The organism is Burkholderia sp. RS01 (assembly GCF_039748055.1).
GTDB lineage: Bacteria > Actinomycetota > Actinomycetes > Actinomycetales > Micrococcaceae > Arthrobacter.
The window spans coordinates 95,539-107,624 of sequence record NZ_JBDLAK010000002.1; the positions used below are offsets into that span (position 1 = coordinate 95,539).

A 12,086-nucleotide genomic window follows, 5' to 3' on the forward strand; every position below is an offset into this window, starting at 1 on the left:
CAACGCGGGGTCAGATAACGCCCCATTGAACGGGACTATTGGGCGATATCTGACCCCGCGTTGCAGGGTGGTGAAGTCGGGCTGTGGATAACTCTTAAAGGCGTCGACGAGCAGCCAGAATAATTCCCATGGCCCGGTCAACACCGCTACCCGACACCCTGAACCAGTTGCCCTTTACCGTGTACGAATCGAGGGCGCTGGGCGTTCCCGCGAAACGGCTGCGCGCCAGAGACTTGGCCGACGGCGGCCGCCTCATTTATCTGCCGCAGGGCCGGGAACTCGAACTGCGGGAACGTGCCAGGGTATTGGCAGCGGCGACGCCGGGAGCCTGGGTGTCCCATCAGACCGCGGCGGAGCTCACCTCATTGGGGCTTCCGCCGTGGATGGACGGGGACATTGTTCATCTCAGCAAGCCGCATGAGCTGCCGCGGGTGCGCCGAGTCGGAGTGACCGGCCACCGGGTCCGGGTGATTCCCGGCGAGATCGGGAAGCGCGACGGTATTCCCATGTCCCTGCCGCCGCGGACCTGGCTGGACCTGGCGGCTGTCTTGCCACTCAGGTACGTCATCGCGATGGGGGATCAGCTCATCAGGTTTCCAAGGGCTAACTTCGAAGGCCGGACCACGCCGTACGCCTACAAGGACGGACTGCGCTTGCTCATCCGGCAGCACCCGAACATGAAGGGCGTGGAGAAGGCCCGGCAGGCACTCGAGGAGATGCGTGTGGGGGCGGACTCCTACCCGGAAACGTTCCTGCGGCTCGCCATGCTGGATGCCCACCTGCCCGAACCGGAACTGCAGCTGCGCGTTGACCCCTACGACGCCTGGTCGCCGACTGCCGACCTCGGGTACCGGCGCTTCCGGATCGCCCTGCAGTACGACGGCGCTCATCACCTTTCGCGGGAACAGCAGTCCCGGGACAACCGTCGCGACGAGGCGTTCATTAGTGCGGGCTGGTCCTACTTCAAGGTCAACGCCGACGATTTGGAGGACGGATTCCAGAGCGTGATCAGCCGGGTCAAAAGTGCGAAGCGCCGCTCAGCCTAAGGCAACGCGGGGTCACTTGAGGCCCAATGGAGGCGGGGGATTGGGCGCGAAGTGACCCCGCGTTGCGTTAGGGAAAACGGAGTCAGTGCCGGCGGTGGTCCTGGATGGTCATCCGCGGCCCGAAGGTTTGCTTCCGGAAACCGCTGAGCCCGATCATCCGGACCACGCGTTGCCGGTGCCCCTGCCACGGCGCCAGCAACCTAAGCATGCCGGCGTCGTCCGTCCGCCGGCCGGTCAGCGCGGCGCCGACGTCGGCCGCCAGATGATAATCGCCCACGGCGATCGAGTCCGGACAGCCGTGCGTCCGCTGCACCACCTCGGCGGCCGTCCACTCGCCGATTCCGGGAATGGTCTGCATCTTCCTGGCAGCCTCCGCCGCCGGCAGCGTGGCCAGCCGTTCAAGCGCGACGGCGGAACGCAGGGCCCGCATGACCGTCGCCGAACGCTGGGGGCCCACTCCGGCCCGGTGCCATTCCCAGGACGGGATGCGCAGCCACTGCCCGGGAGTGGGCTGGACCAGCAGCCCGGCCGGTGCAACGGTGCCGGCCCCCGGGGCCGGCGTGCCGTGGCGGTTCATGAGATAGCGGTAGCCGCGCCGGGCCTCAATGACGGTGACCTTCTGTTCGAGGATAGTGGGCACGAGCGAGTCCACCATGCGCCCGGTGGAGGGCAGGCGGACGGCGAGGTTCCGGCGTCGCGCCTCACGGACCATGCGGGGGAGCGTCGCGGAGAAGCCCGGCTCGTCAAAGCCCGACCAGTCGTCGTCGGCTCCCAGCAGGCGGGGCACGCAGGCCAGGGCGGCGGCGGAACCGGGACCCCACGCCTGCGCATCGACGTGCGCTTCCGTGCCGGTTGCGGGCCCGCCGCCGGCGTCGGTGAGGCGCAGCGCTACCGGCCCCTCCGGCGTCGTGTATGCCATCCACAGCCCGTCCGGACGTGCGGAAAACGAGGGATCGCCGTGGCCCCTCATGAGGATGCCAAGCGTCTGGTGCAGGTTGTACGGTCCGCCCGGATGCCACCGCAGGGACGCGTCCGCCGCGGCGGCAAGCCGGGCAGGGGCGTCAGCAATGGTCATGAAAACATCGTCCCACGCCGGGCTGACAAAACCGTCCGCAGCGCATGCCGGAGTGCTTCCGGTCAGCCCTTAACCAGTGCGGTGCGGAGGACTACAATCCCAGGTGTGGCGCGGGGCCGCCGCGCCGTCCCTTCGAACTGTCAGGTGAGTGCAATGGGTGGAGTGGTGCATTTCGAAATCCCCGCGGACGATCAGGACCGGGCGAGAAACTTCTACAGCCAGGCCCTCGGCTGGCGGATCGATCCCATGCCGGAAATGGACTACAACGTGGTCATCACCACCCCGATGGACGAAAAGACCGGCCGGCCCACCGTGCCCGGAGCCATCAACGGCGGCATGATGGCCAGGGAAGGCGACCTGACCACTCCGGTCATCACGGTAGACGTCGAGGACATCGACGCCACCCTGCGGGCGGTCGAGCAGCTCGGCGGTTCCACGGTGAAGCCGAAGGATGCCATCCCGGGCATGGGTTTCTACGCCTACTTCAAGGACACCGAAGGCAACGTCATGGGACTCTGGGAGAACCTTCCGGCCGGAGAAACCGGAGAAACCGGAGAAACCGGAGCCGCGGAGGGCGCAACGGGCTGAGCTACTCCTCGCCGAAGCGCCCGCGGGCCGCCACCGGGATCAGCGGCTTCTGGGCACGGACCTTCAGTTCCTGCACGGCCCAGGTGTTGCCGTCCGGGTCGCTGAACCCGAAGAACGTGCCGCCGTCGCGCTCGTCAAAGACGGTTATCTCGCTGGCCTCCACTCCCCGGCCGAGCAGTTCGTCGCGCGCGGCCCGGGCGTCCGAAACCACCAGCTGAAGTCCGCGCATGGACCCGGGCGCCATCTCGTTCTGCGACGGGAGATCGCCGATGACGATCGAGCAGCCAGAGCCGGGCGGCGTCAGCTGGACCACATGCATGTGTTCGTTTTTTGTGTCGTGGTCAAGGTTGAAGCCCACCTTGTCGCGGTAGAACTCCACGGCGCGGCCGATGTCGCTCACCGGGAGCAGCACCACTTCGAGGGTCCAGTCCATGGCAGGGTTCCTTTCGTCGAAGCTGATGGAGGATGCGTTGTCAGCTTGCCGTGTCGGCGCCGCCCTTGGCTAGAGTGCCCGGGCCAAGAATTCAGGGCATCCCGTTGCACAGCCAGAGCGCAAGCACTGCCAGCGGCAGCGCCAGCAGGACCACGACGACGCCGGCCAGGGCGAAGCCGCCCCACCGGACCCGCAGGTTGAGGGTCTGGAGCCGCTCGTGCCACAGCAGTGTGGCCAGCGAAGCCCACGGCGACACGAGCGGCCCGAGGTTGACTCCGATAAGCAGGGCTGCCAGCCGCAGCGGGGACCCGGCCACAGGCTCCAGGGCCAGGTACGCGGGAAGATTGTTGGCGACGTTGGCGGAACCGGCTCCCAGCGCGGCCAGCCGCAGCAGCTCCGGGAAGGCCTCGCCCGATCCGGCCGCCGGGGCCAGCGCCTGCGTGAGGCCGTGCGAGTGCAGGGCCTCGACCACCATGAACAGCCCTGCAGTCAGCATGAGCGGGCGCCACGGCAGCATGGACCAGCGCAGCGCGGAAGGGCGGCGCCACAGGAACAGCACCAGGAGGAACGCTGCCGCGGCCAAGGCGGGAATCGCCACCGGGACGCCGGAAACAAGCGCCGGGAGCAGCACGAGCAGTGTTCCGCCGGCGGCCCGCAGCAGTGTCCGGTCCCGCACCCAGTGCGCCGGCTGCGGGCCGTAGCGCCCGCGAAGGTCCTTGCGGAACGCCAGCCACAGCAGCAGGGCGGGCACCAGGACGCCCACCAGCGAAGGTGCCCACATCAGCCCGGCAAAACCCAGCGGAGTCAGTGAAAGCCTCCCCTGCGCGAGCAGGTTGGTGAGGTTGGAGACGGGTAGGAGCAGCGACGCCGTGTTGGCCAGCCACACCGTGCTCAAGGCGAACGGCAGCGGAGGGATCCTGGCATGGACCGCCAGGAGCACCACCACCGGGGTCACCAGCACGGCGGTGGTATCCAGCGACAGGAACGCGGTGGCGACGGCGGACAGGGCAAGCACCAGCAACCACAGCAGGAAGACGCTGCCCCGGCCCAGCGCGGCGATGCGGTCTGTCACCACCCGGAACAGCCCGGCGTCGTCCACCAGTTCGGTGACCACCGTCATCGCCAGCACAAAGGCGAGAACGGGAACGGTGCGTCCGGCCATCTGCTGGAACGAATCCCACGGCAGGAACCCGGCGGCGAGCGCTCCGGCGCCTGCAGCCAGCATGAAGCCGGGCAATAGGTAACTCCGCAGGTTCTTCGGCAGGTGCGGGGGCTTCACCGCATAATCTTCGCACCGAAAGGTGCCAGGAGGACCGCATGCGGTCAAGACGGTAAGTTGTACCCATGAAGTACGCCCAGTCCGTCCTGGACCTTATCGGCAACACCCCGCTGATCAAGCTCAACCACGTCACCGACGGCCTCAAAGCCACTGTCCTCGTGAAGCTGGAATACGTGAACCCCGGCGGTTCCATCAAGGACCGCATCGCGGCCAGGATGATCGAGGAAGCCGAGCGCGACGGCAAGCTCAAGCCCGGCGGCACCATCATCGAGCCCACCTCGGGGAACACCGGCGTCGGCCTGGCCCTCGTGGCCCAGCAAAAAGGCTACAAGTGCATCTTCGTCGTGCCGGACAAGGTGGGCGAGGACAAGCGCGCGGTGCTCCAGGCCTACGGCGCCGAAGTGGTGGTGACCCCCACCGCCGTCGCCCCTGACAGCCCGCAGAGCTACTACGGCGTCTCGGACCGCCTGGTCACCGAGATCCCCGGTGCCTACAAGCCGGACCAGTTCTCCAACCCCGCTGCGCCGCTCAGCCACTACGAAACCACCGGACCCGAGATCTGGCGGGACACCGACGGCAAGGTCACGCACTGCGTCATCGGAGCCGGCACCGGCGGGACCATCACCGGCACCGGCCGCTACCTCAAGGAAGTCTCCGCGAACCGTGCGGAGTCCGACGGCGGCCGGGTCAGGATCATCGGGGCGGACCCCGAAGGCTCTGTGTACTCGGGCGGCACCGGGCGCCCGTACTTCGTCGAAGGCGTGGGCGAGGACATGTGGCCCGCCAACTACGACAAATCCGTTCCGGACCAGGTCATCGCCGTCAGCGACGCCGATTCCTTCGCCATGACCCGGCGGCTGGCCCGCGAGGAGGGCCTGCTGGTGGGCGGATCCTCCGGCATGGCAGTCGTTGCCGCCCTGCGGACCGCGCAGGACCTTCCCGAGGACGCGGTGGTGGTGGTGATCCTGCCGGACTCCGGCCGCGGGTACCTCGCCAAGATCTTCAACGACCAGTGGATGCGCTCCTACGGCTTCCTTTCCGGCGGCGAGGAAGCGTCCGTGGGCGAGGTCATCAAGTCCAAGACCGGCGAACTGCCGGACCTGGTCCACATCCACCCCAACGAGACCGTCCGCGACGTCATCAACATCATGAACGAGTACGGCGTCAGCCACATCCCTGTGCTGTCCCAGGAGCCGCCCGTGGTGATGGGCGAGGTCCTGGGCGCCGTCGATGAGCGCACCCTGACGGCCAAACTGTTCCGCGGCGAGGCGAAGCTGACGGACAAGATCGCCGAGCACATGGGTGAGCGGCTGCCGGTGATCGGCTCGCTGGAAACTATCTCGGCGGCCCGTGAGCTGCTGTCCGACGTCGACACCGTGATGGTGACGTTTGTCGGCGCCCCCATCGGCATCCTGACCCGCCACGACCTCCTCGCGTACCTCAGCAACTAGTCCAAGGAGCCCCATGTCAGTCTCTGAAAACCAAGGTTTCAACACCCGCGCCGTCCACGCCGGACAGGCCTTCGAGCCCCGCACCGGCGCCGTGGTGCCGCCGCTCCACTTCAGCTCCACGTACGCCCAGGACGGCATCGGCGGCCTCCGCGACGGCTACGAGTACGGCCGTGGCGGCAACCCCACCCGCGACGCCCTGCAGGAGCAGCTCGCCGCACTGGAGGGCGGCACTCACGCCTATTCGTTCAGCTCCGGCCTGGCGGCCGAGGATTCGCTGATCCGTGCCCTCACCCGGCCGGGGGACCACATCGTCCTCGGCAACGACGCCTACGGCGGCACCTACCGCCTGATCAACCGTGTGCTGGGGGACTGGGGCATCGGCAACACCCCCGTGGACATGTCCGATCTCGCGTCCGTCGCCGCGGCGGTGGCCGCGAACAAGACCCGTTTCGTGTGGGTGGAGACCCCTTCCAACCCCATGATGAAGATCACCGACATTGAGGCTCTCGCCAAGGTGGCGCACGACGCCGGCGCCCTCCTGATCGTGGACAACACCTTCGCGTCGCCCTACCTGCAGACCCCGCTGGCCCTGGGTGCCGACGTCGTGGTCCACTCCACCACCAAGTACATCGGCGGCCACTCCGATGTGGTGGGCGGCGCGATTGTGGTCAAGGACGCCGAACTCGCGGAGAAGATCGGCTTCGTGCAGTTCGCCGTTGGCGCCGTGTCCGGGCCGATGGATGCCTTCCTCACCACCCGCGGCCTCAAGACGCTGGGCGTGCGCATGGACCGCCACAGCGACAACGCCCAGGCCGTGGCCGAATGGCTGCTGGAACGCCCCGAGGTGGAGGCCGTGCTGTACCCGGGACTGCCCTCGCACCCCGGCCACGACCTTGCCAAGAAGCAGATGAAGAAATTCGGCGGCATGATTTCGGTGCAGTTCAAGGGCGGCGAGGCTGCGGCGCGCACCGTCGCGGAAAATACCTCCGTCTTCACCCTGGCCGAGTCGCTTGGCGGCATCGAGTCCCTCATGAACTACCCGTCGGAGATGACGCACGCTTCCGTGAAGGGCACCGAGCTGGCCGTCCCCGTGAACCTCATCCGGCTTTCGTGCGGCATCGAAGACGTTGAGGACCTCATCGCGGACCTCGAGCACGCCTTCACGTTCATCAAGTAACGGCGGACCGCTCCAGCGCATCCCCTCTGGCTTTCTTCAAGAAAGTCAGCTAGCCTCGGTGTATGGCACTCCGTTCTGACTGGTCCCAGCGCAACTGCAGCATGGCCCGCGGCCTCGATATCTTCGGCGACCCGTGGGGCATGCTGGTGCTGCGCGAGGTGTTCTTCGGCAACGGCCGCTTCGACGCCATGAAGACGCGCCTCCAGGTGGCGGACTCGGTCCTCACCCGCCGGCTCGCCGCGCTCGTGGAGTCCGGACTGCTGGCCAAGGAACCGTATGACGACGGCGGCCGCACCCGCCAGGAGTACGTGCTCACCGCCAAGGGCGAGGACGCCCTGCCGGTGCTGAACGCCGTCGTGATCTGGTCCGAAAAGCACCTCCCGGCGCCATCCGGCCGCGCCCACATGTACGTCATCCATTCGTCCTGCGGGCAGCGGACCGGTTCCGCGGACACCTGCACGGAGTGCGGTGAGCGGCTCACGGCGGAGAACACCAGCTGGCACAGCCTGACCCGCACCGAGGACCCGGTGCCGCTGGCAACCGCCCGCGAACGCCCCGAACGCGCGCAAGCAGACACCCACCTTATGGACTCACCCGGACACAAAGGAACAGCCGCATGAGCAGCCCCGAGGCGACCGCCGCCCGCAACGACGAAGACCAAGAGGCAGCGATCCCTCCGGGCCCGTCCCGGAAGCGCCGCCTGCATCCCGCATGGATGGTGGCCGCGGTGGCGTTCCTGGCGCTCGTGGGTGCGGCGGGCTTCCGTGCCGCGCCCGGCGTGCTTATGGTGCCGCTCCAGCAGGAATTTGGCTGGTCCACCACAGTCCTGTCCGGCGCCGTCAGCATCAACCTGGTGCTGTTCGGCCTGACGGCACCGTTCGCTGCGGCTCTTATGGAACGGTTCGGCATCCGCGCCGTCACTGCCGTCGCGCTCGTGCTGATCGGGGCCGGCAGCGCCCTGACGGTGCTGGTCAACCAGTCCTGGCAGATCCTCCTCACCTGGGGCCTGCTGATCGGGCTGGGCACCGGCTCCATGGCGCTGGTCTTCGCGGCGACCATCGCCAACACCTGGTTTTCGAAGAGCCGCGGCCTGGTGATCGGCATCCTGACGGCCGGGAGTGCCGCGGGCCAGCTGGTCTTCCTGCCGTTCATCGCGATGCTGGCCCAGGATCCGGGCTGGCGGCAGGCATCCCTGCTGATCGCCGCCGGCGCCCTGGCAGTGGTTCCGCTGGTGCTGAAGTTCCTGAAGAACTCGCCGGCCGACGTCGGGGCGTTGCCTTACGGCGCGGAGGCGCCGGTTGCCGGCGGAGAACCTGAGCCAGCCGCCGCTGCTGCTTCCCACGCTGCGCCGGCCGCCGCGGGTGCCGCCGAACCGAGCCGCAACGCCGCCGTCCGTGCGCTGCAGGTCCTCAGGCGCGCCAGCAGGATTCGCACGTTCTGGGCGCTCGCGGCCGGCTTCGCGATCTGCGGCGCCACCACCAACGGACTGATCGGCACGCACTTCATCCCGTCCGCGCACGATCACGGCATGCCGGAGACCACCGCGGCGGGACTGCTGGCCGTCGTCGGGATCTTCGACATCCTGGGCACCATCGCCTCCGGCTGGCTGACGGACCGCTTCAACCCGCGGATCCTGCTGGCCGTGTACTACCAGTTCCGCGGGATCGGGCTGCTGGTGCTGCCGCTGCTGCTGAGCGCCACCGTCCAGCCCAGCATGATCGTGTTTGTGGTGATTTACGGCCTCGACTGGGTGGCCACCGTGCCGCCCACGGCCGCCATCTGCCGCCAGGTGTTCGGTGCCGACGGCAGCGTGGTGTTCGGCTGGGTATTTGCCGCCCATCAGCTTGGCGCAGCCGCGGCCGCGCTTGCTGCCGGAGCCATCCGCGACGCCACCGGCCAGTACACTTACGCCTGGTTCGGCGCGGCCGCGATGTGCACCATCGCAGCCATCATCAGCGCCACCATCCGCAAGGACGCCGGGAAGCGCCGGTCCGCGCCGGTGGCAGCCGGTGCGGCGTGACGTACGGCCGCGGCGTGAGGTTCGGCCGCGTCCGCATCCGCGTGCGTCGTTGAGCGGATGGATCGGGGCGCTTCGGTAGACTTGCCGCAGCGCCCTTGCGGGTGCTGGTCCTGCGGCATGACGCGACGTGCGTCCCGGAGGCTAAACCACACAGGTTCACGCATCTGGGGGACAGTGAATGGCTCTGCTTGACGCCCAAACAAAAAACAAGGCCCAAACAGAAGATACGGCCCTAACGCAAGATGCCACGGCCGCCGGCCCGCACGAAGGGTCCGGGGCAGGCTCCGCGGGGCTCCTTCGAAGGCCATGGGCGACGGCAGTTGCCGCCGAAATCGTCACCCTGCTGGTCGTCGCCGCGGCTGCCATTTTCATCGCCTCGCGGCTTGGCGCGTGGGGCAAGGAAGGCCTGGACTTCAGCGTTTACTGGCTCGCCGGCAAGATCCTGAACGAGGCCGGCCTGGCGCCGTCGGGGCTTTACAGTCCGACCCTGCAATGGGCAGGTGGCCCGGAGCTTGCCTTCACGTACCCGCCGTTCGCTGCCCTTGTATTCAGCCTCCTCGCCTTGCTGCCCCAGGCGTCAGCCCTGTTGCTCTTCAACGTCGGGGGAGTGGCGGTTTCGGCTTGGGTCGCCGCTTTGGGAGTCCGGTTCTGGAACGGGAATTCCGGCTGGCGCGGGACGTTTGGTCCGTCCGCCAGGCGCTCCCTGCGGAACCGGGTAGGCGCCGTGGTGCTGCTTCTGGCCATCATGAATCTCGGCCCGTGGCGGGAGACGCTGGTGTTCGGCCAGATCAACATCCTGCTCCTGGGGCTGGTGGCGGCGGACCTGCTGGCCGGCAACCCGAAGTGGCGCCGCGGGCTTCCAGGCAGCGGCTTTCTGGTGGGCGTCGCGGCCGGGATCAAGCTGACACCTTTGGCCTTCGGCCTGTACTTCCTGATGCGCAAGGACTGGCGCGGACTGCTGAACATGGCCGCCGGCTTCGCGTCCACGGTGCTGCTGGGCTGGCTCATCCGCCCTGCCGAGTCCCTGCAGTTCTGGCTCCAGATGCTGCCCGACACCTCCCGGCTAGGCGGCGCCGGCTACGTGGACAACCTGTCCATCAAGGGTGCGCTGCTCCATTTCGGCGTTCCCGAGGCAGGGGTCACCGTGCCCTGGCTGGCACTGAGTCTGCTGGTGGTGGCCCTGGGAGCAGCCGTCATCAAGGCTGCCAGCGACCAGGGCGCCAGGGTGCTGGCCATTTCCGCCACCGCGCTCACGATGCTCCTGATCTGCCCCGTCTCGTGGTCCCACCACTGGGTCTGGATGGCCGGCGTGCTTCCGGCCTTCGCATGGACCCTCCGCGAGACGCCACACAGCCACCGCATGACGCGCTGGCTCATGGGAGGGATCCTGGGCGCATCCGTCATGGTGTTCCTCTTCTCTCCCAAGGTCATCGGCACTCTGTTCGGGGCCGAAAACCTCAACGTCCAGACGCCCGGGCTGTGGATCATGGCCTCCAGCACCGGCGTGTTCTGTGCGCTGGCGATCCTGGCCTGCTGGCTCGTGGTGCTGCGGCGCGGCTCGCTGACGGAGCTGCCGGCATGAGCCTGACGCCCGAGCCGACTGAACCCGAGCCTCTGGAGGCCGAACATTTGCAGGCCCCGCCGATCGAGCCCCAGCGCAAGACCGCCCTGGTGACCGGCGTCGGCCGCCTGGCCGGTATCGGTGCCGGCATCGCGCGTCAGCTCGCGGCGGACGGCTGGGACCTGGTCCTGACGTACTGGCAGGGATTCGATGCCCGCATGCCTTGGGGAATCCAGCCGGACGACGTCGAACGGCTCACCTCGGAGCTGGAGGCCATCGGCGCCAAGGTGATTTCCCTGCCCGCGGACTTCCAGGATCCGGAGGCCGTGGACTGGCTGATGGCGAACGTCGCCGAACAGGCGGGCATCATCCAAGGCATGGTGCTCAGCCACGCGGAGTCCGTCGACTCGGGAATCCTGGACACCACGCTCGAAAGCTTTGAGCGCCACTTCGCCGTCAACACCCGGGCTAGCTGGCAGCTGATCGCCGCCTTCGCGCGGCAGGCAGCGGACGACGGCGGCGCGATGGTCGCGCTGACCAGCGACCACACGGCGTTCAACCTTCCGTACGGCGCCTCCAAGGGTGCGCTGGACCGGATCGTGATTGCCGCCGCCAGGGAGCTTGGCCCCATGGGGATTTCCGCCAACGTGCTGAACCCCGGGCCGGTGGACACCGGCTGGATGACACGGCAGGTCCGCGAGGAGCTGACCCGGCGCCAGCCCGGAGGCCGGCTGGGGACACCTGCCGACGTTGCCGGGATGGTGGCCTTCCTGCTGTCCCCGGCGGGCCGCTGGGTCTCGGGCCAGCTGATCAGGGCCGACGGCGGCTTCTCGGCCTGAGCGCCTTGCCGCCCGTCCTGCAGCGGCGCGGAGCCTACACCCGTCCGGAAACGGGCCGCCAGGGCGTGCGCCGCGGAACCCAGCGGGGGACATTTTCGCGGTACACCTGGTACTCAGCACCGAACTTCTTGGCGAGCGTGGGCTCCTCATAGAACTTCACGAAGGCCGCGACTGGGCCAGCACCCAGGGCGGCGGCCGCGAACAGCTTGGGCTGTCCGAGCAGCAGGCCCTGCCCGGTGACGGCGGCGGCGATCGCCACGTACATCGGGTTCCGCACGTACCTGTACAGGCCTCCCACCACCAGATGCTTGGGCGGCGCAAACGGCGCCGGGGTGCCGACGCCTTCCACGGCGAAATGGACGAAGGAATTGGCGATCACGGACGCGCCTGCCCCCAGCATTAGGGCCCCGACGAGCTGGGCGGGTGCCCCGCCGGGCACCGGCCGCTGCACTCGCCAGCGTGTCAGCAGCCACGGAACCAGGCCCGCGGCCGTCGCCGGTGCGAGGGCGAACACTGCCGTGCCGACCGCCGCCCGCCGCCTCTCACTTTTCGTATCCCCGGAAGCTGCCATGCTGGCCATTCTGGACCGCGGCGGTGGCGGGGACAAGGGGCGGATC

The 12,086-nt window shown here is 68.3% G+C and carries 12 protein-coding genes; 8 read left to right on the plus strand and 4 right to left on the minus strand.

Going from position 1 to position 12,086, the window contains the following annotated elements:
* Positions 1-128: 128 nt before the first annotated feature.
* Entirely contained in the window at positions 129-1,046 is a 918-nt protein-coding gene (locus ABFP37_RS02390) for a hypothetical protein (protein ID WP_347032628.1), read from the plus strand.
* A gap of 82 nt (positions 1,047-1,128) precedes the next feature.
* Here ABFP37_RS02390 and ABFP37_RS02395 read toward each other — a convergent pair whose 3' ends face one another.
* Entirely contained in the window at positions 1,129-2,121 is a 993-nt protein-coding gene (locus ABFP37_RS02395; RefSeq protein ID WP_347032629.1) for a hypothetical protein, read from the minus strand.
* A 162-nt stretch (positions 2,122-2,283) separates the two neighbouring features.
* Between ABFP37_RS02395 and ABFP37_RS02400 the strand changes: the two genes are divergently transcribed.
* Positions 2,284-2,709, plus strand: a complete 426-nt coding sequence (locus ABFP37_RS02400; RefSeq protein WP_347032630.1) for a VOC family protein — start codon at positions 2,284-2,286, stop codon at positions 2,707-2,709.
* A gap of 1 nt (position 2,710) precedes the next feature.
* Here the strand turns inward: ABFP37_RS02400 and ABFP37_RS02405 are convergent, their stop codons facing one another.
* Together ABFP37_RS02405 and ABFP37_RS02410 are read right to left on the minus strand one after the other, a co-directional pair.
* A complete protein-coding gene (locus tag ABFP37_RS02405; RefSeq protein WP_078027305.1) occupies positions 2,711-3,142 on the minus strand; it encodes a VOC family protein in 432 nt (143 codons plus the stop codon).
* Between the two features lie 91 nt (positions 3,143-3,233).
* Complete coding sequence (locus ABFP37_RS02410) at positions 3,234-4,421, minus strand: SLC13 family permease (RefSeq protein ID WP_347032631.1); 1,188 nt, start codon at positions 4,419-4,421, stop codon at positions 3,234-3,236.
* A gap of 65 nt (positions 4,422-4,486) precedes the next feature.
* Between ABFP37_RS02410 and ABFP37_RS02415 the strand changes: the two genes are divergently transcribed.
* From ABFP37_RS02415 to ABFP37_RS02440, 6 genes are all read left to right on the plus strand, one after another.
* On the plus strand, positions 4,487-5,872 hold the full coding sequence (locus ABFP37_RS02415) for a cystathionine beta-synthase (protein WP_078027304.1): 1,386 nt from the start codon (positions 4,487-4,489) through the stop codon (positions 5,870-5,872).
* Between the two features lie 13 nt (positions 5,873-5,885).
* Positions 5,886-7,049, plus strand: coding sequence for a cystathionine gamma-synthase (locus ABFP37_RS02420; protein ID WP_078027303.1), 1,164 nt, complete (start codon positions 5,886-5,888; stop codon positions 7,047-7,049).
* Positions 7,050-7,111: 62 nt separating this feature from the next.
* Complete coding sequence (locus ABFP37_RS02425; RefSeq protein WP_347032632.1) at positions 7,112-7,669, plus strand: helix-turn-helix domain-containing protein; 558 nt, start codon at positions 7,112-7,114, stop codon at positions 7,667-7,669.
* Positions 7,666-9,069 carry an MFS transporter gene (locus tag ABFP37_RS02430; RefSeq protein ID WP_347032633.1) on the plus strand — a complete coding sequence of 468 codons (1,404 nt, stop codon included), beginning with the start codon at positions 7,666-7,668 and terminating at the stop codon, positions 9,067-9,069. Before ABFP37_RS02425 ends, ABFP37_RS02430 begins: the two co-directional genes overlap by 4 nt.
* A 178-nt stretch (positions 9,070-9,247) precedes the next feature.
* Positions 9,248-10,651, plus strand: a complete 1,404-nt coding sequence (locus ABFP37_RS02435) for a glycosyltransferase 87 family protein (protein ID WP_078027301.1) — start codon at positions 9,248-9,250, stop codon at positions 10,649-10,651.
* Positions 10,648-11,469, plus strand: a complete 822-nt coding sequence (locus tag ABFP37_RS02440; protein ID WP_347032634.1) for an SDR family oxidoreductase — start codon at positions 10,648-10,650, stop codon at positions 11,467-11,469. The genes ABFP37_RS02435 and ABFP37_RS02440 overlap by 4 nt, the downstream gene beginning before the upstream one ends.
* A gap of 34 nt (positions 11,470-11,503) precedes the next feature.
* Here ABFP37_RS02440 and ABFP37_RS02445 read toward each other — a convergent pair whose 3' ends face one another.
* Positions 11,504-12,040, minus strand: coding sequence for an isoprenylcysteine carboxylmethyltransferase family protein (locus ABFP37_RS02445; RefSeq protein WP_078027342.1), 537 nt, complete (start codon positions 12,038-12,040; stop codon positions 11,504-11,506).
* Positions 12,041-12,086 lie beyond the last annotated feature (46 nt).

Coding starts and splice junctions, on each gene's coding strand:
- ABFP37_RS02390 (WP_347032628.1), top strand. CDS start 129: ATGGCCCGGTCAACACCGCTACCCGACACCCTGAACCAGTTGCCCTTT.
- ABFP37_RS02395 (WP_347032629.1), bottom strand. CDS start 2,121: ATGACCATTGCTGACGCCCCTGCCCGGCTTGCCGCCGCGGCGGACGCG.
- ABFP37_RS02405 (WP_078027305.1), bottom strand. CDS start 3,142: ATGGACTGGACCCTCGAAGTGGTGCTGCTCCCGGTGAGCGACATCGGC.
- ABFP37_RS02415 (WP_078027304.1), top strand. CDS start 4,487: ATGAAGTACGCCCAGTCCGTCCTGGACCTTATCGGCAACACCCCGCTG.
- ABFP37_RS02420 (WP_078027303.1), top strand. CDS start 5,886: ATGTCAGTCTCTGAAAACCAAGGTTTCAACACCCGCGCCGTCCACGCC.
- ABFP37_RS02425 (WP_347032632.1), top strand. CDS start 7,112: ATGGCACTCCGTTCTGACTGGTCCCAGCGCAACTGCAGCATGGCCCGC.
- ABFP37_RS02430 (WP_347032633.1), top strand. CDS start 7,666: ATGAGCAGCCCCGAGGCGACCGCCGCCCGCAACGACGAAGACCAAGAG.
- ABFP37_RS02435 (WP_078027301.1), top strand. CDS start 9,248: ATGGCTCTGCTTGACGCCCAAACAAAAAACAAGGCCCAAACAGAAGAT.
- ABFP37_RS02440 (WP_347032634.1), top strand. CDS start 10,648: ATGAGCCTGACGCCCGAGCCGACTGAACCCGAGCCTCTGGAGGCCGAA.
- ABFP37_RS02445 (WP_078027342.1), bottom strand. CDS start 12,040: ATGGCAGCTTCCGGGGATACGAAAAGTGAGAGGCGGCGGGCGGCGGTC.